This is a genomic window from Acidovorax sp., from assembly GCF_034519795.1.
Taxonomy (GTDB): Bacteria; Pseudomonadota; Gammaproteobacteria; order Burkholderiales; family Burkholderiaceae_C; genus Acidovorax.
The window spans coordinates 96,101-116,832 of sequence record NZ_JAXHOB010000008.1; the positions used below are offsets into that span (position 1 = coordinate 96,101).

At 65.5% G+C, this 20,732-nt stretch carries 21 protein-coding genes; 15 read left to right on the plus strand and 6 right to left on the minus strand.

The genetic code is table 11. The features are described from left to right. The first annotated feature begins 6 nt into the window (after window positions 1–6). Window positions 7–882 carry a LysR family transcriptional regulator gene (locus U5N23_RS08775; RefSeq protein WP_322592429.1) on the plus strand — a complete coding sequence of 292 codons (876 nt, stop codon included), beginning with the start codon at window positions 7–9 and terminating at the stop codon, window positions 880–882. Between the two features lie 278 nt (window positions 883–1,160). Here U5N23_RS08775 and U5N23_RS08780 read toward each other — a convergent pair whose 3' ends face one another. Continuing rightward, entirely contained in the window at window positions 1,161–2,831 is a 1,671-nt protein-coding gene (locus tag U5N23_RS08780) for a cytochrome c biogenesis protein DipZ (protein WP_322592430.1), read from the minus strand. A gap of 781 nt (window positions 2,832–3,612) precedes the next feature. Here U5N23_RS08780 and U5N23_RS08785 point away from each other — a divergent pair. From U5N23_RS08785 to U5N23_RS08805, 5 genes are all read left to right on the plus strand, one after another. Next, window positions 3,613–4,440, plus strand: coding sequence for an alpha/beta hydrolase (locus U5N23_RS08785; RefSeq protein WP_322592431.1), 828 nt, complete (start codon window positions 3,613–3,615; stop codon window positions 4,438–4,440). A gap of 21 nt (window positions 4,441–4,461) precedes the next feature. After that, complete coding sequence (locus U5N23_RS08790; protein ID WP_322592432.1) at window positions 4,462–5,259, plus strand: alpha/beta fold hydrolase; 798 nt, start codon at window positions 4,462–4,464, stop codon at window positions 5,257–5,259. Between the two features lie 28 nt (window positions 5,260–5,287). Further along, window positions 5,288–6,760 (plus strand): catalase, encoded by a 1,473-nt coding sequence (locus tag U5N23_RS08795; RefSeq protein ID WP_322592433.1) that lies wholly within the window; start codon window positions 5,288–5,290, stop codon window positions 6,758–6,760. Next, window positions 6,757–7,242 carry a hypothetical protein gene (locus tag U5N23_RS08800; RefSeq protein ID WP_322592434.1) on the plus strand — a complete coding sequence of 162 codons (486 nt, stop codon included), beginning with the start codon at window positions 6,757–6,759 and terminating at the stop codon, window positions 7,240–7,242. Before U5N23_RS08795 ends, U5N23_RS08800 begins: the two co-directional genes overlap by 4 nt. A gap of 101 nt (window positions 7,243–7,343) precedes the next feature. Further along, on the plus strand, window positions 7,344–9,920 hold the full coding sequence (locus tag U5N23_RS08805; protein ID WP_322592435.1) for an ATP-binding protein: 2,577 nt from the start codon (window positions 7,344–7,346) through the stop codon (window positions 9,918–9,920). Window positions 9,921–10,322: 402 nt separating this feature from the next. On the opposite strand, the gene U5N23_RS08810 is transcribed toward U5N23_RS08805, so the two are convergent. After that, the gene (locus tag U5N23_RS08810; RefSeq protein ID WP_322592436.1) at window positions 10,323–10,505 is read right to left on the minus strand and encodes a hypothetical protein; all 183 of its coding nucleotides are present in this window, start codon (window positions 10,503–10,505) and stop codon (window positions 10,323–10,325) included. A 145-nt stretch (window positions 10,506–10,650) separates the two neighbouring features. Further along, entirely contained in the window at window positions 10,651–10,872 is a 222-nt protein-coding gene (locus U5N23_RS08815) for a hypothetical protein (protein WP_322592437.1), read from the minus strand. A 347-nt stretch (window positions 10,873–11,219) separates the two neighbouring features. Between U5N23_RS08815 and U5N23_RS08820 the strand changes: the two genes are divergently transcribed. The 7 genes from U5N23_RS08820 to U5N23_RS08850 all read left to right on the plus strand — a co-directional run bounded on the left by U5N23_RS08820 (window position 11,220) and on the right by U5N23_RS08850 (window position 14,705). Continuing rightward, window positions 11,220–11,759, plus strand: coding sequence for a hypothetical protein (locus U5N23_RS08820; RefSeq protein WP_322592438.1), 540 nt, complete (start codon window positions 11,220–11,222; stop codon window positions 11,757–11,759). Between the two features lie 164 nt (window positions 11,760–11,923). Further along, window positions 11,924–12,160, plus strand: coding sequence for a hypothetical protein (locus tag U5N23_RS08825; protein WP_322592439.1), 237 nt, complete (start codon window positions 11,924–11,926; stop codon window positions 12,158–12,160). A 443-nt stretch (window positions 12,161–12,603) separates the two neighbouring features. Continuing rightward, entirely contained in the window at window positions 12,604–12,822 is a 219-nt protein-coding gene (locus tag U5N23_RS08830; protein WP_322592440.1) for a hypothetical protein, read from the plus strand. A 240-nt stretch (window positions 12,823–13,062) separates the two neighbouring features. Next, window positions 13,063–13,224, plus strand: a complete 162-nt coding sequence (locus tag U5N23_RS08835) for a hypothetical protein (RefSeq protein ID WP_322592441.1) — start codon at window positions 13,063–13,065, stop codon at window positions 13,222–13,224. 139 nt (window positions 13,225–13,363) lie between these two features. Beyond that, window positions 13,364–13,948: a hypothetical protein gene (locus U5N23_RS08840; protein WP_322592442.1), complete on the plus strand. Its 585-nt coding sequence runs from the start codon at window positions 13,364–13,366 to the stop codon at window positions 13,946–13,948. A gap of 181 nt (window positions 13,949–14,129) precedes the next feature. Then, window positions 14,130–14,387 (plus strand): hypothetical protein, encoded by a 258-nt coding sequence (locus tag U5N23_RS08845; RefSeq protein ID WP_322592443.1) that lies wholly within the window; start codon window positions 14,130–14,132, stop codon window positions 14,385–14,387. Window positions 14,388–14,540: 153 nt separating this feature from the next. Beyond that, on the plus strand, window positions 14,541–14,705 hold the full coding sequence (locus U5N23_RS08850) for a hypothetical protein (RefSeq protein WP_322592444.1): 165 nt from the start codon (window positions 14,541–14,543) through the stop codon (window positions 14,703–14,705). 48 nt (window positions 14,706–14,753) lie between these two features. Here U5N23_RS08850 and U5N23_RS08855 read toward each other — a convergent pair whose 3' ends face one another. Both U5N23_RS08855 and U5N23_RS08860 read right to left on the minus strand, forming a co-directional pair. Continuing rightward, window positions 14,754–14,966, minus strand: a complete 213-nt coding sequence (locus tag U5N23_RS08855) for a hypothetical protein (RefSeq protein ID WP_322592445.1) — start codon at window positions 14,964–14,966, stop codon at window positions 14,754–14,756. Window positions 14,967–15,070: 104 nt separating this feature from the next. Then, window positions 15,071–15,376 (minus strand): hypothetical protein, encoded by a 306-nt coding sequence (locus tag U5N23_RS08860; protein ID WP_322592446.1) that lies wholly within the window; start codon window positions 15,374–15,376, stop codon window positions 15,071–15,073. A gap of 142 nt (window positions 15,377–15,518) precedes the next feature. Between U5N23_RS08860 and U5N23_RS08865 the strand changes: the two genes are divergently transcribed. Further along, complete coding sequence (locus U5N23_RS08865) at window positions 15,519–15,902, plus strand: response regulator (protein WP_322592447.1); 384 nt, start codon at window positions 15,519–15,521, stop codon at window positions 15,900–15,902. A gap of 124 nt (window positions 15,903–16,026) precedes the next feature. Next, entirely contained in the window at window positions 16,027–18,225 is a 2,199-nt protein-coding gene (locus U5N23_RS08870) for a response regulator (RefSeq protein WP_322592448.1), read from the plus strand. Between the two features lie 9 nt (window positions 18,226–18,234). Here U5N23_RS08870 and U5N23_RS08875 read toward each other — a convergent pair whose 3' ends face one another. Beyond that, window positions 18,235–20,493: a GGDEF domain-containing protein gene (locus tag U5N23_RS08875; protein WP_322592754.1), complete on the minus strand. Its 2,259-nt coding sequence runs from the start codon at window positions 20,491–20,493 to the stop codon at window positions 18,235–18,237. Between the last annotated feature and the right edge of the window lie 239 nt (window positions 20,494–20,732).

Sequence of the window (20,732 nt, forward strand, 5' to 3'; positions counted from 1 at the left end):
CATCGCATGAACTGGGACGACACGCGCATCTTTCTCGCCTTGACCCGCGCACCCTCGCTTCGCGCCGCAGCGCGCAGCCTGGGCGTGGACCAGGCCACCGTGGGCCGGCGCCTGCAGGCGCTGGAGGCCGAGCTGGGCGCCACCCTGTTTCTGCGCGCCAAGGGCGGCTACCTGCTCACTGCGGCGGGCGAGGCGGCGCTGGGCGCGGCCCGGCGCATGGAGGCGGCGGCGACGGACCTGCGCACCCGCATCGAGGGGCAGGACGAGAGCCACGCCGGCCTGGTGCGGGTGACCAGCTCGGATTCCATCGCCATCGAATTTCTGCTGCCCGCCATCGAGCGGCTGCAGCAACGCTGGCCCGGTATCCGCGTGGACCTGGAGGTGTCCCCCCAGGTGCTCAGCCTGAGCCGCCGGCAGGCGGACATCGCGTTTCGCAATGTGCGCCCCGATGCGCCCGAGCTGGTGGTGCGCCGCGTGGCCTCGTGGCCGGTGGGCCTGTTTGCCAGCGCGGCGTATCTGGAGCGCTTTGGCATGCCTGTGCCTGACGACGAACTGCGCGGCCACCACCTTGTGGCCTATGGCCCGACCCTGGAGCAGCGGCCGTTCCCCACGGCGGCTCAGGTGCCAGCCCGCCAGGCCCGCATCGCCATGGCGGTCAATTCGGGCCTGCTGGTGCGCAAGGCGGTGGCCGCCGGCATCGGCCTGGGCGAGATGCCGGTGCACCTGGGCGAGCGCGAGGGCCTGGTGCGCGTCTGGCCCGGGCGGCGGCGCGCCAGCGACCACGAGGTCTGGCTGGTGATGCACCCCGACCTGCAGCGCACGGCCCGGGTGCGGGCGACGGCGGAGTTCTTGTCAGAGGCGCTGGGGGCAGAGCCTGTTTGAAACGGGGTGAGGGACAGATGCGTATTTCGGCTTTCCTGGACATTCGGTTCGGCACCGTGGACGCCGAGTTCGGCACTGCGAGCGGAGGTAAGTAGATGGCCGGCTAACTTCGCTGAGGAACAATTGGGGCGGTGGACTAGACTGCCGCTGTCGGCCAGGAGCTGCCATTCGGGACGTGAAAGTCAACGACCGCTTCAGGCTATTGCTGCCGCTCAACCCCCGGAGCAAAGCGCTCTTCCAGCGACATTGCACTGCTGTCATATGAAACACTTTTTGGCTTATCCAAAAGTAAATGCATATGCCAGCGCGCCTTCGTCCAAGAACTCAATCTCAAAGACGCTTTCTTTAGAACCCGCTTCATGGCGCACCAGTTGGTAAAGTCGGTGGGCGCTTATGGTGCCCAGGCCTTGCGCGTCGGTATCAAAGCCGTGGTCGCTGCCGGGCGGCTTTCCGTCGATTTTCACCCGAAAGCGCACTGGCGCACCGCCTTCAGATCCCAATACCAAGTGAAGGTCGCGGGCATGAAAACGACGCAGTAGCCGCCCATTAGGAGTGTTCAGTACAAGGCGCTCTTGCTCTGCAGTCCAAACACCGTTCAGCGCCCACTCCTCGCGCCGCAGCGCTTCAGGCGCAGTGTAGGAGTTGCGGCGATCTTTCTCCAAGCGTCCCGAAAAACCCTCTGCCCGCGCATAGCCGAGGTAGGTTTCGCCCGACAGCACCCTTGCTGCGCCCGTCGCCGCCTGAGTACCCAGGCCGCTGGGTGCTACCGAGCTACCTTGCGCCGTTGCCTGTCCGCTTTCGGCCAGCAGCTTTTGCAAGAGGCGTTCGGCGGCCTCGTATTGTCCTTCGCCGAACTGCCTGTGGCGTACTTGCCCGGTGGCATCAATGAAGTAGAACGCGGGCCACGCGCGGTTGTCGAATGCACGCCAGATGGCGAAGTCGTTGTCCTGCGCAACCGCAAAGTCGATTTCCAGATCCATGACAGCACGGCGTACGTTGGCAGGGCTCTTCTCAAACGCAAATTCTGGCGAGTGGACCCCCACCACCACCAACCCCGCGTCGCGGTATTTTTCCGCCCATGCACGCACATACGGAAGCGTGCGCAGGCAGTTGATGCATGAGTATGTCCAGAAATCCACCAGCACGACCTTGCCGGCGAGGCTTTGTGCGGTGAGCGGCTGGCTGTTGATCCAGCCGGTCGCCCCTGCCAGAGCGGGCAGCGGGCCTTTTGGGGCCGCCGTTGGTGTTTGCACCTTCTGCACAAGGGCTGTCTCCAGGCCCATCGTGTTCTCCTGCGCCACCCTCGCCAATACACCGGTATCGATGCCGAGCGCAATTGCCACCACCGATGCAAGCACCGCCGCGCCCCCGATGCGGCGCAGCACGGAGCCTGCGCCTTGAGATGACCTGAGCCTGGCGACCAGGCGGCCACCGAACAGGAGAGCGGCCGCAAGGGCGGTGCAAGCGCCAGCGGCGTACGACAAGAGCAGCAGGGAGGTGGTGACACCGGGTCCATCCAATGCAGCGCGAGTCAGCACCAAGCCCAGGATGGGCCCCGCGCATGGAGCCCACAGCAGGCCCGTGCCCACGCCCATCAGTACCGGCGACGCTCCACGCAGACCCTGGTCGGTGAGGCGGTTGCCAAGCGCCACTACTGGTGCTGCAATGGTCTGCGCCAACCGGGGAAGCAAGAGCCCTAGCCCAAACAGTGCAAACAGCGCAAGCGCCACAGCGCGCCCGTACTGGTTGGCGTGGACCGCCCACCCACCGGCAACCGCTGCGAGCGAGGCCACGAGCGCGAACGTCACGGCCATGGCCAACAGCATGGGAAGTCCATTCGCGCGAAACGGGCGGTCCGCGTGCACGAAGACGAACGGAAGCACTGGCAATACGCAAGGGCCGAACACCGTGAGCACGCCACCGATGAAGGCAAGAATGGCCAAAGTCATGGGAGTGTCCGGCCAAACCGGTCTCACTTTTTTTGGGGGTTGGAGGTGCCAGTGGCGACGCACTGGCAATAGGTGGGCGCTCGCAGCTCATGTGCTAGGCCCCCGGCGAGAAACAGAAAGGCGAACCAAAGGCTTTTCATGGATAGGAAATATGCGGTTGCAGCCGTTGACACCACGACGCCCTTGAGCAAAAGGCAAGGACTCAAGCGATGATTTCAGTGGCCGTATCTATTGATGTGGATGCAGTTGAACAACAAAAGCAATGTCGCGGCGCAGAAAGAAACATGGCGTGGTTGGCCCGGCCATGAACACTGTCCAACGCAGTTTCCACGCCCCAAGCGCCGAACACCAGTAAACGGTTGCAAATCGTTGTAGTCGAGTCTTTGGCACAGTCCAGACAGCTGCGTCTGGCTCGGCGATCAGCTGCCAGCCACGGGTTGAATGGTCTGATCGGCTGGGCAAGCTCTGAGAGCGCAGCGGCACGCTGCTGCCGAGGCAGCGCAGCGTGGTGCAGTGCTTCCCGGCCAGGGATGGCGAGCGTGTCCAGGCCGAACGGGTCCAGATCGATCTCGAACCCGCGACCGCCTGCGCCCACATAGCCTGCCCCCGCACGAGACCCGCGCAAGGCCGCCAAGTCCGAATGCTGCGCACTTGCCGTAACGCTGCGCCTACAACGATTTATATGGCTTTACTCGCGTAAACGCCCCTGCGTTCAGACACTGGCATGGCCCAAGTCGGCGAGCGTCGCCGATACAGCAAAACCCAACGCTGGAACCATTCAATGAACCATCAATTTACCGCCCGGGACGGGGCTCGCATTCACTACAAGGACTGGGGGAGCGGAGACCCGGTGGTCTTCTGCCACGGGTGGCCGCTCAACGCGGACAGCTGGGAGTCGCAGATGCTATTCCTGTCGAACAGGGGCTACCGGACGATTGCCCATGACCGCCGCGGACATGGTCGATCCAGCCAGACCTGGGACGGCAACGATATGGACACCTACGCCGATGACCTGGCGAGCTTGCTGGAAGTCCTTGATCTGCGCAATGTCGTCCTGGTGGGCTTCTCCACCGGCGGCGGCGAGGTAGTTCGCTATATCGGCCGCCACGGCACGCGGCGCGTTACCAAGGTGGTGCTGGTGGGCGCGGTGCCACCGCTGATGCTGCGCACCGAGAGCAACCCGGGAGGCGTGCCGCTCGAGGTGTTCGACGGTTTGCGCAAGGGTGAGATCGACAACCGTGCACAGATGTATCGGGACATCGCCTCGGGTCCCTTCTTCGGCTTCAACCGGCCAGGTGCCGTGCCTTCCCAGGCCCTGATCGATCGGTTCTGCGATCAGGGCTTGCAGGCCAGCCATCGCAGCACGCACGAGTGCATTGCGGCGTTCTCGGCCACCGATTTCAGCGCCGACCTTCAGCAGGTCACCGTGCCGACGCTGTTGGTGCATGGAGACGACGACCAGATCGTCCCCATCGACAACTCTGCCCGGCTTGGTGTGAAAGCCCTGCGTTCCGCCACGCTGAAGGTCTACGAGGGCGCACCTCACGGCCTTACGGACACCCACAAGGAACGGCTGAATGCCGATCTGCTCGAGTTCATTTCGAGCTGAAGCCCCACAAAAGATCACCCCATGAAAAAACTCGCTTCCCTCATCGTCGCTGCCGGCCTGCTTGCCGGTCTCACCCAAGCTAGCGCACAGGCCCAAACCATGAACAACGCCTCCACTAAACCCACCATCGTCCTTGTGCACGGCGCCTTCGCCGATTCATCCAGCTGGAATGGCGTTATCAGCCAGCTCTCGAAGGACGGGTATCCCGTGGTCGCGGCTGCCAATCCGCTGCGCAGCGTAGCCGGTGACGCGCGCTATGTGGCCAGCGTCGTCGACTCCATTCCCGGCCCGGTGGTGCTGGTCGGCCATTCGTACGGCGGGGCCGTCATCACCACTGCTGCGCTTGGTAAGCCCCAGGTCAAATCGCTGGTCTATGTGGCTGCCTTCGCGCCTGATCAGGGCGAGAGCGCAGGGCAACTGGCCGGCAAATTCCCAGGAGGCACGCTCGGTGCGGCCCTTGCCAAGCCCGTGCCCCTGCCCGCAGGCGGTGTTGATCTCTACATCGACCAGGGTAAGTTCTGGAAACAGTTCGCGGCAGACGTCGCCGAGCCTGAAGCCCGACTGATGGCTACAGGCCAGCGCCCCATCGCCGAAGCGGCGCTCGTCGAAGCCAGCGGTGAACCGGCGTGGAAAAAGTTTCCTTCCTACTTCATCTATGGCACGGCGGATCTGAACATCCCCGCTGCAGGGCTCGGCTTCATGGCGGAGCGCGCAGGCTCGCGTAAGACCGTTGTGGTGCCGGGCGCGTCGCACGTGGTGATGACTTCGCACCCAAAGGCTGTGGCCGAGCTGATCGAAGCCGCGGCCGCCGCGCACTGAGATCCGCATGACAACGAGGAGCGTACACATGAGCAAGAAGCTGACGACTGGCGCCGGGTGTCCGGTCGCTGACAATCAAAACGTCATGACAGCGGGCCCGCGCGGTCCGCAGTTGCTGCAAGACGTCTGGTTTCTGGAAAAGCTGGCCCACTTCGACCGGGAGGTGATCCCGGAGCGGCGGATGCATGCCAAGGGCTCAGGCGCTTACGGCACGTTCACCGTCACCAAGGACATCACCCGGTTCACGCGAGCCAAGCTGTTTTCGCAGGTCGGCAAGCAGACCAGCCTCTTTGTGCGCTTCTCTACGGTTGCGGGTGAGCGAGGCGCAGCAGACGCCGAGCGCGACATTCGCGGCTTCGCCATCAAGTTCTACACAGAGGAAGGCAACTGGGATCTGGTAGGCAACAACACGCCGGTGTTCTTCCTGCGCGACCCGCTGAAGTTCCCGGACCTCAACCACGCCGTCAAGCGTGACCCGCGCACGAACCTGCGCAGCGCCAAGAACAACTGGGACTTCTGGACGCGCCTGCCCGAGGCCTTGCATCAGATTACCGTCGTGATGAGTGATCGGGGCATCCCCGCCACCTATCGGCACATGCACGGGTTCGGCAGCCACACCTTCAGTTTCATCAACACAGACGGGGAGCGCTTCTGGGTCAAGTTCCACTGGCTCTCGATGCAGGGCATCAGCAACCTGAGCGATGCCCAGGCGCAGGCTGCCATCGGCCTCACTCGCGAGACGCATCAGGTCGATCTTTTCGAAAGCATCGAGAAGGCCGACTTCCCCAGGTGGAAGTTCTGCGTGCAGGTCATGCCCGAGTCGGACACCGGAAAAGTGCCCTATAACCCCTTCGATCTCACGAAGGTCTGGCCGCACGCCGACTACCCGTTGATCGAAGTCGGCGTGCTCGAGCTCAACCGCAACCCGGCCAACTACTTCGCCGAGGTCGAGCAAGCTGCATTCAACCCGGCCAACGTTGTTCCCGGCATCGGTTTCTCGCCAGACAAGATGCTGCAAGGCCGACTGTTCTCGTATGGTGACGCGCAGCGCTATCGGCTGGGCGTCAATCATCAGCATATCCCGGTGAATGCGCCGCGCTGTCCGGTGCACAGCTATCACCGTGACGGTGCCATGCGAACCGACGGCAACCACGGCGGCATTCCCGGCTACGAGCCGAATGACTCCGCCGAGTGGGCCGAGCAGTCAGACTTTAGCGAACCTCCTCTGAGCCTGAGCGGCGCAGCAGACCACTGGAATCACCGCGAGGATGACGACTATTTCTCGCAGCCTGGGGCGCTGTTCCGCTTGATGTCGCCAGAGCAGCAACAAGTGCTATTCGACAACACTGCGCGCTCACTTGGCGGCGCGGGGCTGCATATTCAGTCGCGTCATATCGAGCACTGTACCCAAGCCGATCCGGAATACGGTGCCGGCGTCGCCAGGGCGCTTGGACTGCGTTTCGACGCGGATGCGTGGCAGCGCCAGCACAACGTCGGATGAACATCATGAACACTCAAGGGCACATCACCGCTGCATTTGCGACCCTGTCCTGCCTTGGCTGGATCACCATGTTTGTCGCCAAGAAGACTGGAAGGCTCTGGCTAGGCAACTGTTTCGGCATCGTCTATCACATCGCACTGGCACCTGTCGTGCAAGCTCTTCCAGCGCCTGAATTCGTGAAAATGGCGGGCTACTTTTGGATCTTTGGTGACGCGTTGATAGACGTTGCGTCCATCAATGGAATGAGCGAGGACAACGTTTGGGCGCTTCGTATGGGTGTCCATGTCCCGGCGTGCATATGGATTATTGGGGCCTCGCTGGGGATGACGGCACTTCCGCTTGGCCTGGGCGTGGTACTCGGGGTGCTGCTTGCGCTGCATGCCATTGCCGGACCCAAGATCCCGGATGCGAAGTTCAAGCTGTTTATCTTCGTTTTGCCCTGCATGGCCGCCTGGCTCGGCCTGATTGCGATCAACGCGTGAGTGTTTACCAATGAGGCGACTGACCACCGATAATTTCCACTATCCGATCACCTTGCTTATGCCTTGAACCGCTCTCTGCAGGCGCATTTCGCCGAACATCCATGACTGACTACTGCATCCGATTCGGCGAACATGAGCTGAACCTCAAGACGCGCCAACTGCTGAGGTCGGGGCAAGAGATCACTCTCGGTGCTCGCGCATTCGATCTCTTGGTGGCCCTGGCGCAGCGCTCTGGTCGTGTTGTCTCCAAGCGCGAATTGATGAGTCTGGTTTGGCCGACCACGGTGGTCGAAGAGGCCAATTTGCGTGTGGGCATGAGTGCCATTCGCAAGGAGCTTGGCCCCGAACTTATTACCACGATTCCGGGCCGTGGCTATCAGTTCACCGCACGCATTGAAGCTGATCTGACCCTCAGCGCTAGGCCGGCCGATGCGCAGGGCGTCGCAACGCCTACGCCAACTCCGGCAGCCACTTTCGCGCACTCACTAATCGGTCGCGATGCCTTGCTCGATCAGGTTCGTACCGGGCTCGAAACGGCTCGGCTGCTGACGCTGACGGGTCATTCAGGCAGCGGCAAGACCAGCCTCGCAAGGGCAGTGCTCATGACCGAGCCCCATTGCACCCCCACGGCGATGGCGGCGGTTCATTGGGTCGATCTTGCCGCCTTGAGCGATGGCGAATTGCTTGCAGCAAGCATTGCGCAGGCCTCTGACGTGACGCTGGGCAACGGCGCAGGCCTGAAGGATCTCGTGGCCGCTCTGCGCGCATCGCAGGCCTTGCTGATTCTCGACAACGCCGAGCATCTTGTGGACGCGGTGGCTGCAATCGCCTACCAGTTGTTGGAGGGTTGCCCTCAGTTGCGCTTGCTCGTCACCAGCCAAATCCGGCTGAAGCTGGCGGGCGAAATCGTGTTGCTGGTGCCGCCGCTCGATGCAGCATGCGTGGGAACCGAGTTCGGCATCGCCCAGCATTGGCCCGCACAGGCCCTGTTTCTGCGGCATTGCCAGCAAGCGGGGCGACCGCTGGCCATCGATCAGCGAACCCTTGATCTGGTGGGCGACATCTGCCTTCGTCTCGACGGCGTTCCCTTGGCCATCGAGTTCGCGGCGGCAGCCGTCCCACTGCTGGGCCTGCAGGGGGTTGCAAGCTCGCTGGAACAGCGGCGGCTGGTGCTGAGCGCGGGTCGCCGCGATGCACCGAAGCGCCACAAGACCTTGCGGGCGGCGCTGGAGTGGAGCGTGTCCTTGCTCGGCCCGTTCGAGCAACTCGTGTTTCGCCGCCTGGGGGTATTCGCCGGTGGTTGTTCCATGGCGCTGCTGGATCCAGTCGTCAACGTCGAAGGCGAGGATCCGTGGCGACTCATGGAGGCCATTTCCGAGCTGATCGATCGCTCGCTAGTTGTTCCCGAGGACGGCCTGTCGCCGCGTTACCGTTTGCTGGAAAGCTCGCGTGCCTTTGCGATCGAGCGCTTGAACGAGTGTGACGAGGTCTCTGTCCTTCGCGCTCGCCATGCGAAAGCACTCGAGCATCTGTATGGGCAGGCGCGCGACTCCGCGCTGCATGGCGAATTGTGTGTCGACGCTGCGGTCGACCTTCTTCAGGCCGAGATTGGCAATGCCCGCGCCGCTTTTCAGTGGGCGCTGGAGCACGAGAGCACACTGGCCCTGAGCCTGGCCGCCAGCTTGGCATTCCTGATGCGGCGAACTCGTGGTCTAGGCGAGGCTGCACGCTACCTGACCCAGATGGAGCCCCTGGCGGAAATCGCCCCCACAGACGCCCTGCACGGCGGATGGGTTCGGGAGGCGATTCTCCACTGGACGTATACGGACAACCCACGAGCTCAGAGATGGATTGGCATCGCCGAGGCCGCATATCGGCACGCGAACAACGCCCACGGACTTTTCGAAACCCTGTCGCTGAAGGCCAACTGCATCGACCAGGCGCAGGGTGATTCCGCAGTCCTTGCCGAAGTGCTCGACGAAGTGCGCACCCTCGATGTCCCGACCTTGCCGAACCGTCTGCGCACCTTCGGTGCTACTGCCATTCTCCTTGCCGCTCAGCGGCTGGGGCGAGACGACGATCTGCGCTGGGTCGAGAACTGCGCCGCGGATTGCCCTCCGGGCGATGAGCATGGGCGAATGATTCTGGTATGCCGTCTGATGGGCATTCAACTTGCGCGAGGGCGGGCCAAGGAGGCAGTCGACTTGGGCGAGCCTCTCTATGCACGGCTTCGGGTTGGCAAGTACCGACATGCTCTGCTCCCAATCAGTCTGGTGCACGCTCATCTGCTCACCAACGACATTGCCCGCGCAGCGGCCATCGCGAGCGACTGCTTCGAGTCGGACATGGGCAATGGCTTCATTTATGTATGGGGGGATGCCCTGGCTCACATGGCTTGTCACTCCGGCCAGTATCAAAAAGCCGCACAGATGAATGGCTATGCGGACGGCTGTTACGCAGCCACTGGCGGCGCGCGGGGAGAAGTCGAGAACCACTTTCGCGAGGTGTCACAGGCCTCGGCTCAGCAATTTTTGGGGCAGCAGGCTTACTGTGCGGCCCGTGAAGCGGGTGCGCGTTGGAGTCAGGACACCATGCGTACGGTCATCCTGCATTTGTTGCGAAGCCTGCGAGCGCAGAGGCAGGAGGTCGAGTTAATCGAAGTGCGCCTTCAGGGCTGACGCTTGTCCAGTGATATTGTTGGCGAACTACATTTGGGCGACTCCAAGCAGGACATCTACAAGGCTGGCGGTCGCGAATTTCGGCTCCTGGCCAACTCTCGCCAGCCAGCACTTCGGGCGCGACAGGCAGCAATCGCTGCAAAGCGGTCACTCAGGTTAGCTGACGCAAAGTCGGCTTTTGGCCGATAGCGGCAGTCTAGCCGCGTGCGCCTGTGCCCTGTATCACCCAAGAAGGCGACTCAGCGAAGCGGAGCAGATGCTCATCGTCAACAACCTGGAAATGCCGACGAGAGTCGATCAGTTCACGCCGCTCCCGCCGTCCAACGCATGTCGCCCCCACGGTCTGGCAACGACCGAACAGGCGACAGGCGCGGGCTTGCCTGATGGCACCGCACCTGGCTGCTATGCGGGCACCAGGCCCAGGCGGTAGCGTGCGGTGTCCAGCGACATTTTCAGCGCTGCGGCGCGGTGGCTGTCGGGCGCGCCCCCCTGGGCCAGCCGGGTGGACTCTGCCTGCCATTCCTCCAGGGCCCTGGCCCAGAGGGCAAGGGCGGTGTTTCGCGGCAGGGAGGGGGTGGAGACCATGGCCCATGGTGGCAGAACGGGGCTGGGGTGGATGTAGCCCATTCGGGTGGGCCGCTGCCGAAGCCGCTCGGGCGGCGCGTCGGCATATCCGCAGCAGGACCGTGTTCACGATGTGCTCAGTGGGCCAGGGCCGGGGCGGTGCAGCTCAGGCATTGCGCAGCAGGGCATAGGACTTGTACAGGCACACCACCCCGAGGCCCATGAAGGCGATGGCCGGGCCGTAGTCACCCAGGAGCCAATAGGCCAGATAGATAAGGATGGCACCGCCCTTGCCCCCGCCAGCGGCAGGCTCCCCGGGTGAGAAGCACATCGCCACGCCCGCCGCAAGAAACACGATGCCGAACAGCGAGCAGGCGATCCAGGCCATCGGGTGCGGCGGCTTGCCATCGGCAGGTGGGTGCCTGGGCCCATCTGGGGATGAGGCGGTCTTGTTGCCTTGGCGAGAGGCCCAGATGATCGCGGCGGCCACTGCGATGACGCCAAAGAGAACGTGGAAGTTGGGCACTTGGGAAGGGGAATGAACTGGCGTCGCATTGTGGGCCCTGATGCGTGTGCGCCTCCAACGGAAAATTGCCTGGTGGACTTTCACTGAACGCGGCGCCCCCAGCCCCGGCAGGGTGTAGCAGGTTTGCCATGGTTTTCGAGTATCGGGATTCCGACAAGCCAAACTTTTATCTTGGCGCCTGGGTCGTGCCTGCGGGCAGAATGGGGTACATGACACGCACCCCGGACATTGACCTTACCGATCAGGAACAAGCATGGCTGGGCCAGATCGACTTCAGCCGCAGGCACGACGACGCCACGGTGCGTTCGCTGGAGCCCATGGCAGCGCTGTACCAGTCGCTGGTGGCGCGCGGCGGCATTCCTGTGGAGCGCCTGCGCTACTACACGCTGCCGGACCGCTACCCTGGGGGGCAGGGGCGCTCGCGCGAGGCGTGGTTCGAGGCCAATGGCAGCCCGGTCGGCGGGGCGCATCTTGAAGCCAGCTTTCTGCCCCGGCTGGAGTACTACCTGCATGGGCCCAACCTGCCGGCCGATATCGTCGCTGCGTTCCGGCAGGCCGCGCTCTCGGATGGTCGGCTCTCCAGCTGGGAGATCGAGCGGCTCAAGCCCGGCGCCATGCAGGTGGTGAGGGCGCTGCCGCAGGAAATCGCGCTGTCTGCCGAGGAATTCCTGAAACTGGCATTCGAATGCGGTGCGCAGCCGACTGCGGCTACCGCGCTGTGGGAAGCGCTGTGCAAGGTGCGGCGTTAAAAACGCGTCTTTCACAAGAGGGCCGCGCGAACGCCGGGCGCCAAGACCCGCCACGCCGAAAGGGCAGCCCGTGCCCCGGTGCCCGGGGCTTGTGGCGCACAATGGCCTGCACCTGTGCGATTGCCGCGGGGCTGGCCTTTGTTTCCCTGCGAAAGTGAACCGACATGAATGATTTTGAACAGCGCCTGCTGGCCACGGCGCAGGTGCGCGCGCTGGCGGTGGAGATCCGCGAAGAGGCCGCCGAGGCCGCCGAGCGCATTGCCAGCAAGACCGCGCAGACCTTCAACCGGATTGCCTGGAACGCGAGCAACCCCGTGATCGATTTCGTTCCGCGCGCCCTGGACGAATTCATGAAGGTGTCGGACATCATTCGCAGCCACGCGGTCACCCAATCGGCGTAGCCGCTGGTGCGCCCCGGTGCGCCCGGGGCCTGACTTTCTGGAGCGTCTGCTGCTGCAGGAAATGCACCGCGAGTGGAAGCGGGTGCGTCCGTAGCATCCAGGCGGCCCTGGTCCTGCCCGGGCTCCACGCGTGGCAGGTCTGGCTGCGCCGGCGCAAAGAGCCGCGCGCGGTGGTTTTGTAGGCGTTGGCTGACGTGGGCGGCGGCGCACCCGCCGTACAGTGGTCCATCGATGTGCTGGCGCCTAGGAGGCTGTCGGACTTGGAACGTCGAAAGCGAAAATCGGCCCCAGCGAGGACAGTTTTTGCCGGATTTGCAGCCCCATAGCCGGGCTATGGGGCAAGAAGACGGTGAAAAATGGACCGCTGCGGCCGATTTGCAGCCGACGATTTCCAAGTCCGACAGCCTCCTATGTGGCTTCCAGCGTGGACAAAGGATGTGCCGATGGCCATGGTGACAACGGAGCACCGTTTGCGGTGCAGTGATTCGGACAGCTGCTGGGTGACCCTGGTGCGTGGACAGAAGTGGTCGGTCGTGTCGGTGGAGCTGACGGGGGGCGAGGTGCTCCACGTGGCTCCCGAGGACCGGTTCGATACCGAGGACGAGGCCCTGGCCCACGCCCGAAGCTGGGTGTGCGAGCACAGCGGCAAGGTGTTCGAATAGCCGGTAGGGCATCGCCCCATGGGTCTGCGCCCCAGGCCCGCGGGGTAGGGTGCGCGAGCGCGCGCCGCGGGTTGCCGCCCGGGCCCTTCTCCTTTTCGTGCGCTCTTCGTGCGGTATGTCACATCCGCACCCATTTCAAAAACGCCACCGGCCCCGTCTGCTGCGAGGATGGGAACTTGTCTGACACGGACGGCTGGGCCAGCCAGCTACCTTTGCATACATTGATACCGGGAGAGCACCATGAACACCAGCAAACCATTCCAGCACCAGATGTCCTTTGCCGATGCCGGCCTGGCGGATGGCGGTGAACTGGAGTTTGGCCAGTACAGCCCCCGCGTGATGTGGCTGGCGGCTGCCGCAGTGCTGCTGTTGGTGGCGGTGGTGGCGTTTGCCGCTGGCTGACGGTGCCCCCGCGCAGCACGGGTTACCGTGCGCAACGCAGCTTGCCGCAGGTGCGGCCGGCGAGCACACTGCAGGCTCGCTGCAGGGACCGCACCCCTGCATGGACCAACACCAACAAGACCCCCGGGGGAAATCGACCATGAAGACCATGCCACCACTGGCACGCGGTGCTGCGCTTGGCGCCGCGCTGCTGTTTGCATCTGCCGCCATGGCGCAGGACTATCCCCAGCGCTCGCGCGAGGACCTGGGCCCCAGGGCGCGGGCGCAGTACGACCGCTGCGTCGAGAAGGCCACCGAAAAACCCACGCCCACGGGCATCCACATCGCGCTGCGCGTGTGCGATGAAAACTTCCTCATGGGCAAGGCGCCGTCGGAGAAGGGCGCACGCCTTTCCGCCGAGGCGCTGGCCAAGCGCCTGGCCGAGGAGTACAACGCGGACGCGCGCGAGCGGCGCGACGAGCGCATATTGACCACCTCGGCCACGCATGCGGGCCGGCATGTGACGGTGAAGTTCCTGGTCAGCCCCGCCGGTGTGCGGCCGGATTTCGAGGCCGTGGTGGAGCGCGAGCTGCTGGGCACGCTGTGCCGCGACCCGCATGTGGCACCCGACCTGCAGGCCGGTGTGCGCCTGAGCTACATCTACGACGACACCGCCATGCGCCGCCTGGCGAATGTGACGGTGTCGCAGGCCAAGTGCGGTGAGTGGCCGTGGAACCGGATGTGAACTGGCCCTGCATTTGCGCCCCCCGAAGCCGCCTTTCCAGGCGGCTTTTTTCATGGCGCGAGGGGCTCGCGGGGCTGGGCGGCGGATGCGGGTTTTCGACAGCCAGGAATGGCATTTGTCCGACAGCCCGGGCGAGCGCCGGCCGTTACCTTCACTGCAACACACAGCCAGGAGCAACCACATGAAAACCTTGAGCAACACATCGGGCAATTACGGCATGCTGCAGGGTGCCGACAGCGCGGGTGACTCGCGGGTGTTTGGCATCTCCGCGGTCATTGCGGTGCTGGTGGTGTCTTGCGTGGTGGCCTTCAAGATGGCCGCGCCAGAGATCAAGGCCGCCCTCGCCAGCCAGTTGCCGGCCGCCACGCAGCTGGTCTCTTCGCAGTCCGCGCCCAGCGTGGATGCCTCCGCCCCGCGCGCCGTGGTGGGCGAGCACTGAGAGTCTTTCAAGGCTGGCTCGGAGCGCCTTCGGACGCCGCCAAGAGGCAGACCAGGGCGACAGGTCTTTGCCGCCCGTCACAGCGCGGTAGCAGATGCGCGGGCACGATGGAGCCCTGTTGTCTGCAGGCACAAGGGTGTCCTGCAATGCCCTTTGCTTCTTCCCACCCCCATGGTTCTGTACAAGCCCGGTTCCCGATTTCTTTACAAAGGCCGCGTCGTCACCGTCGACTACATCATCATCCGCAAGACCGGCATGTGGATCCGCCTCGTAGGGCATGAGGAGTCGTGCCTGCCCGAGGCGCTGACGCCGCTGTAAGACGCCCGCGCCGGCGCGCCATGCCATCGGCCGGGGCGTCGCGCCCCGTCAGGGGGAATTGATGCTCGCCGGGGTCTCCGGGTCCACGTCCGACTCGGGTGGGTGGGGTGCAGGGGCGGTGGGCGTGGTGTCCCCGCGTTCGGGCGCCGAGTCCGCAGGCTTGCGTTGACCGACAGAGGCGTCGGTTTCCGTGAAGGCCGGGGTGGGGCGGTCGGGGTCCTTGCGGGGCTTGCCGTCGGGTGATGGGGGTGGTGTGGCCATGGGGCCTCCGCTGCAAAAACCCCAGTGTGCGCACCGGGTGGCGGCACGGCTGTAGGACGATGCCGCCGTCCCGGCGGGCGTCGCACGGGGTGGCGGCACGCCGGCTATTTTTTTGCGGCGGCTGCTGCAGCGGCGGCAGCGGTTTGCTGGGCATCGATCTCGCGCAGCAGGTCGTTGGATTTTTCGAGCGCTTCGGCGGTCTCGCTGAGCTGTTGCTCCAGCTCGTCCGTGCGTTCCACGGCGGCCTGCAGGTCGCCCTCGAGCGCCTCGGACGGGATTTGCGTGGACAGCACGGCGTGCACCACGTTCAGCTCGCTGGCCGTGGCCTTGATCTGCTCGGCGGCCTCGACATTCTGGTTCAGCACATCGGCGATTTCAGCTGCCTGGGGCGTTTTCGTGTCGCGGGACATATTTCAGGCTCTGTGGTGGAAAAAAATCACACATTCGTGTAGCAGTCCCTGCAACCGGGGCAATTGCCTACACGCAGGGTTCGGCTGTGCGCTTAGATTGTAGGCAGCTTCCCAATAACCGGTGTAACCGGCACGGTCCACGATGCCTTTCATCACCATCCTTGTCGAAGACAACAAAATGATCAGTGAGACCCTGGTCCCGGCATTGGAGGAGTTGGCCAATGCGCGCGTTGTTGCCACCGTCGCCACTGCCACCGGCGCCAGGCAGGCGATGGAGCTTTGGCGCGGCCAATGGCAATTGATGGTGGTGGACCTGTTCCTGGCCGCAGGCTCCGGCCTGGAAGTGCTGCAGGCCGTGCGCGAGCGCAGCACGGGCCAGCATGTCTTTGTGCTCTCCAACTATGCCACCCCCGACATGCGCCGCCGCTGCCTGGCACTGGGCGCCGATGGCGTGTTCGACAAGTCCACCGAGCTCGATGTCTTTTTCGAGCACTGCATGGGGCTGCCCGATCCGGAACCCGGTTGAGGTTCCAGGGGCTGCCCACTGCCTGAAACACCTGGTGGTTCAAACGGGCTTGAGAAGGTACAGTGGGCCATTCCCGAGCGGGGAGCCATCTGCCCACCAGAACGTGTCCAACAAGCCACAGCCCATGCAACTGAGCGCAGCCGCGTTATCCACCGTCATCAACAGCGCCACCGACACGGCCATCATCGCGCTGGACAGCCATGGCGCCGTGCTCAGCTGGAACCCCGGTGCCGTGCGGCTGCTGGGCTGGCGCGAGCAAGAGATGCTGGGCCAGACCCTGCTGCGCATCTTTCCTGAAGAAACCAACCCCCAGGCGCGCGTGACCGAGGAAATGGCCGATGCCCTGGCCAAGGGCCGCGGCGGCCACGAGGGCTGGCGCATGCGCGCCGATGGCTCGCGCTTTTGGGCCGTGGGCGAGCTCACGCCCGTGACGGACCCCGCCGCCGCGCCCGTGGCCTTCGTCAAGGTGCTGCGCGACCGCACGCAGTGGAAGGTGTCAGAGGATGCGCTGCTGGAAGAAAAGCGCACGCTCGAAATCCTCAACCGCGTGGGCGCCACGCTGGCGCGCGAGAACGACCTGGCCCACGTGGTGCAGGCGGTGACCGATGCGGGCGTGGAAGTCACCGGCGCGCAGTTCGGTGCCTTCTTCTACAACCTGGTGAACGAGGCCGGCGAGAGCTACACGCTGTACACCCTGTCCGGCGCGCCGCGCGCGGCGTTCGAGGGCTTTCCCATGCCGCGCAACACGGCCCTCTTCGGCCCCACGTTTGCGGGTGAGGGCATCGTGCGCTCGGACGACATCACCCAGGACCCGCGCTACGGCCAGAGCGCCCCGTACCACGGCATGCCCCAGGGCCACCTGGCCGTGACCAGCTACCTGGCGGTGCCGGTGGTCGACCGGGCCCGCCATGTGATCGGCGGCCTGTTCTTCGGCCACGCGAAAGCAGGGGTCTTCACCGAACGCTCGGAGCGCTCGGTGGCCCTGCTGGCGGCCGAGGCGGCGATCGCCATCGACAATGCGCGCCTGTTCGAGGCCGCCCAGCGCGAGATCGAAGAGCGCCGCAAGGCCGAGGCCGCGCTGCAGACGCTCAATGCCACGCTGGAGTCGCAGGTGGCCGAGCGCACCGAGCAGTTGCGCCTGCACGAGGAAGCGCTGCGCCAGGCGCAGAAGATGGAGGCGGTGGGCCAGCTCACCGGCGGCATCGCGCACGACTTCAACAACCTGCTGCAGGGCATCATGGGCAACCTGCAACTGCTGCGCAAGCGCATCGGGCAGGGTGTGCAGGGCACGCCAGCCGACCTGGACACCTACGTCACGCGGGCGCTGGCCTCCACCTCGCGCGCGGCCGGGCTCACCCACCGGCTGCTGGCCTTCTCGCGGCGCCAGCCGCTCAGCCCCAAGGCCGTGCGGGCCAATCCGCTGGTGCTGTCCATGCAGGACCTGCTGCGCCAGACCATCGGCGAGAAGGTGGAGCTGTCGCTGCAGCTCGCGCCCGACCTGTGGACCACGCTGTGCGACGAGAACCAGCTCGAGAGCGCCATCCTCAACCTGGCCATCAACGCCCGCGACGCCATGCCGGGCGGCGGCAGGCTCGTCATCGACACCCAGAACGCCGAGCTCGACGCGACCTATGCCGCCGCCCTGCACGGCGTGCAGCCGGGCCCGTACGTGTGCATCAGCGTGACCGACACCGGCACGGGCATGACGGCCGAGACCCTGGCCCACGCCTTCGAGCCCTTCTTCACCACCAAGGCGGTGGGCGAGGGCTCGGGCCTGGGGCTGTCCATGATCTACGGCTTCACCCGCCAGTCCGAAGGCCATGCGCGCATCTTCAGCGAGTACGGGCAGGGCACCACGGTGCGCATCTACCTGCCGGCCCATTTCAGCGCCGAGGACGGGCCGGCGCAGCTGCTGCCCGCACCCATGGCCTCGCCAGCGGCCCGGGGCGAGGTGATTTTGGTGGTGGAGGACGAGGCGCTGGTGCGCGAGATGGTGGCCGAGGTCCTGCGCGACCTGGGCTACCAGGTGCTGGAGGCGCATGACGGCCTCTCGGGGCTGGACCAATTGCGGGTGCGAGAGCGGCGCATCGACCTGCTCATCACCGACGTCGGCCTGCCGGGGCTCAACGGCCGGCAGGTGGCCGAGGCGGCCAGCGCCGAACGGCCGGACCTCAAGATCCTGTTCATGACGGGCTACGCCGAGAAGGTCTCGGCCTCGCAGCCCTTTGTCTCGCCCGGCATGGAGATCCTGACCAAGCCCTTCGCGGTGGACGACATGGCCCGCCGCGTGCGCGCGCTGCTCGATGGTGGCGCCAGCCGGTAGGCCCGGACCTCACGCGCTGGCTGGCGTCTCGTCGACGGCAAAGCCCGCGCGGCCCTGGCCCTTGGCCTGGTAGAGGGCCATGTCCGCACGCCGTGTGAGGGTGGCGGGCCTGCCGTCTGCCGATGGCGCTACACAGGCCACGCCAATGCTCAGCGTGACCCAGGGCCCCAGGGGCGAGGCCCCGTGCGCGATGCGGGCAGCGGCCATCGCGTCCAGCAGCCGCTGCGCCACCAGGCGCGCGCCCTCCATCGTGGTCTCGGGCAGCAGGATGGCGAACTCCTCGCCACCGTAGCGCATGGCGCGCTCGTGCGAGCGCCACATTGCCTCGCGCAGCACACCGGCCACGCGCTTGAGGCACTCGTCGCCAGCCTGGTGGCCGTGCCGGTCGTTGAAGCGCTTGAAATAGTCGATGTCGATCATCAGCAGCGACAGCGCCGAGCCCTGGCGCGCGTTGCGCGCCCACTCGGCCTGCAGCGTGTCGTCGAACAGGCGGCGGTTGCCCAGGCCGGTGAGTGCGTCCTGGTAGGACAGCTCGGACAGGGTGGCGTTCAGGCGCTCGAGCTCCAGCGCGGCCTGCTTGCGCGCCGTGATGTCCTGGAAAGCCCCTGCCAGGCGCACGATGGCCCCGTCGCGGCGGATGGCCTCGCCCTGCGTTCGCACCCACAGCAGGCGCCCCTTGGCAGAGACGATCTGCAGTTCCAGGTCCCAGGGCGTGCCGTCCTGGATGCATTGGGCCACCGCGGCCTCGATCAGGGGCCGCGAGGTCGGGGTGTAGAAGTCCAGCGCATGCCGCTGGTCGGGCGCAGCGCCGGGCGCGAGGTCGTGGATGCGCCAAACCTCGTCGGTCCATTGCGACTGGCCGGTGGTCAGGTCCCGCGTCCAGCCGCCGATCCGGGCGATCTCGCCGGACTTCTTCTGCAGCAGCACGGCATCCGCCAGGGCCGCCTCATTGGCCTTGCGCGCGGTGATGTCCATGAAGGTGCCGATCATGCGCAGGGGGGCGCCGTCCTCGGCACGCTCGGTCACCTTGCCGCGGCTGAACAGCCACACGAACTGCCCCCCGTCGCCCACGCCTACGCGGAATTCGCTTTCGTAGGCGGGGCTCGCCCCGCGCAGGTGGCTGGCGAAGGCGGCGGTGTTGCCGGCCCGGTCGGCGGGGTGCAGCGTGGCGGTCCATTCTTCGACCGAGCGCACCACCTCGGCATCACCGTAGCCCAGCATGCGCGCGCCCCGGGCGTCGATGCGCAACTGGCGCGCATCCACCTGCAGCTCCCACAGGCCCAGTTGCGCGCCGTCGAGGGCGCGCTCCAGGCGGGTCGCCGTCAGCTGCAGCGCGGCCTGCGAGGCCTCCTCCTGCACCATGAGCCGGCGCAGGCGCCGGCGCTCGAACAGGCGCAGGCCCGTGGCCAGCACCAGCACGGTGGCATACAGCATGGCATACAGGTGCACCTGGGCGTACCAGGGCGCGTAGACCTCCGAGCGCTCGCGGCTCACGGCCAGCACCACGGTGTTGTCCAGCCCCAGGCCCTGCGGCTTGACGCTGGCCAGCACCACCAGCCGCTGGCGGTCGGTGGCCGGCACCATGCCCTCGAACACCGTGCTCTGCCGCTGGCTCTTGACATGGGCCTCGAACGCGGAGCCCGGTCTGGAGAGGTTGGCCATGCGCTCGGCGCCTGTGCTGGGCACGGACACGAAAACCTCGCCGTCGGCATGCGCCATGGTGGCCCGCATGTCGGGCGCGAACAGCGCCGCGCGCAGGGTGAAGGCAAAGAACTCGTCGTCCAGCGTGGCGGTGACCACGCCCGTGAACTGCCCCGCGGCGTCGAACACGGCGCGCGACAGGTGCAGTGCCACGCCCTCGTCGTCCGAGGCCGAGGGGCGCGAGAGATAGAGAACATGCGGGTCGGGCCGGCCCTGCACGGTGCGAAAGAACTCCTTGGCAAAGAAATCGCTGCCCACGTCGATGGCCCGGTCCGAAGCCACGGCCGTGCCGTTGGCGTCGAACACCGCCAGGCCGCGCACGGCCTGTAGCACATCGGTGAGCAGGTGCAGTTGCCGCGAGGAGTCGGCGCTGGACGCCGCGAGCGCCGAGGCGCGGTAGTCCCGGCTGATGCGTGTGAGCGCTTCGTTCAGGCCCTTGAGCTGGCGCGTGAGGTTTTCCGAGACGTAGTGGCTCACATCCTGCAGGCGGGCCACCTCGACCTCGCGGATGGCATGGCGCACCGTGAACAGCTGCAAGGCGATGGCCACCCCGGCCAGGGCGAACACGAACAAGAACACCCGCCACGGTTCGAGCCGCAGCGCGGAGCGGGCCCGGGCAGACCCGGGGGAGTCGGTTCGCGGGGAAAACACCTGCGGGGCCTTGCCTTTCATCCATCCCTGTTGAAAAGGGGCCCGCGCGCTGGCTGTCTGGGCAGCAGGGGGTGGCGCGAGTTCACGGGGGATGCATCACCTGCGCAATATACGACCGATAGGGCTATTGGGGGGAGGTCCATACTCAGCGCTTT

Bases quoted from the DNA above. Each gene is read 5' to 3' on its own strand.
- U5N23_RS08775 (WP_322592429.1), top strand. From the start codon at position 7: ATGAACTGGGACGACACGCGCATCTTTCTCGCCTTGACCCGCGCACCC.
- U5N23_RS08780 (WP_322592430.1), bottom strand. From the start codon at position 2,831: ATGACTTTGGCCATTCTTGCCTTCATCGGTGGCGTGCTCACGGTGTTC.
- U5N23_RS08785 (WP_322592431.1), top strand. From the start codon at position 3,613: ATGAACCATCAATTTACCGCCCGGGACGGGGCTCGCATTCACTACAAG.
- U5N23_RS08790 (WP_322592432.1), top strand. From the start codon at position 4,462: ATGAAAAAACTCGCTTCCCTCATCGTCGCTGCCGGCCTGCTTGCCGGT.
- U5N23_RS08795 (WP_322592433.1), top strand. From the start codon at position 5,288: ATGAGCAAGAAGCTGACGACTGGCGCCGGGTGTCCGGTCGCTGACAAT.
- U5N23_RS08800 (WP_322592434.1), top strand. From the start codon at position 6,757: ATGAACATCATGAACACTCAAGGGCACATCACCGCTGCATTTGCGACC.
- U5N23_RS08805 (WP_322592435.1), top strand. From the start codon at position 7,344: ATGACTGACTACTGCATCCGATTCGGCGAACATGAGCTGAACCTCAAG.
- U5N23_RS08810 (WP_322592436.1), bottom strand. From the start codon at position 10,505: ATGGTCTCCACCCCCTCCCTGCCGCGAAACACCGCCCTTGCCCTCTGG.
- U5N23_RS08815 (WP_322592437.1), bottom strand. From the start codon at position 10,872: ATGGCCTGGATCGCCTGCTCGCTGTTCGGCATCGTGTTTCTTGCGGCG.
- U5N23_RS08820 (WP_322592438.1), top strand. From the start codon at position 11,220: ATGACACGCACCCCGGACATTGACCTTACCGATCAGGAACAAGCATGG.
- U5N23_RS08825 (WP_322592439.1), top strand. From the start codon at position 11,924: ATGAATGATTTTGAACAGCGCCTGCTGGCCACGGCGCAGGTGCGCGCG.
- U5N23_RS08830 (WP_322592440.1), top strand. From the start codon at position 12,604: ATGGCCATGGTGACAACGGAGCACCGTTTGCGGTGCAGTGATTCGGAC.
- U5N23_RS08835 (WP_322592441.1), top strand. From the start codon at position 13,063: ATGAACACCAGCAAACCATTCCAGCACCAGATGTCCTTTGCCGATGCC.
- U5N23_RS08840 (WP_322592442.1), top strand. From the start codon at position 13,364: ATGAAGACCATGCCACCACTGGCACGCGGTGCTGCGCTTGGCGCCGCG.
- U5N23_RS08845 (WP_322592443.1), top strand. From the start codon at position 14,130: ATGAAAACCTTGAGCAACACATCGGGCAATTACGGCATGCTGCAGGGT.
- U5N23_RS08855 (WP_322592445.1), bottom strand. From the start codon at position 14,966: ATGGCCACACCACCCCCATCACCCGACGGCAAGCCCCGCAAGGACCCC.
- U5N23_RS08860 (WP_322592446.1), bottom strand. From the start codon at position 15,376: ATGTCCCGCGACACGAAAACGCCCCAGGCAGCTGAAATCGCCGATGTG.
- U5N23_RS08865 (WP_322592447.1), top strand. From the start codon at position 15,519: ATGCCTTTCATCACCATCCTTGTCGAAGACAACAAAATGATCAGTGAG.
- U5N23_RS08870 (WP_322592448.1), top strand. From the start codon at position 16,027: ATGCAACTGAGCGCAGCCGCGTTATCCACCGTCATCAACAGCGCCACC.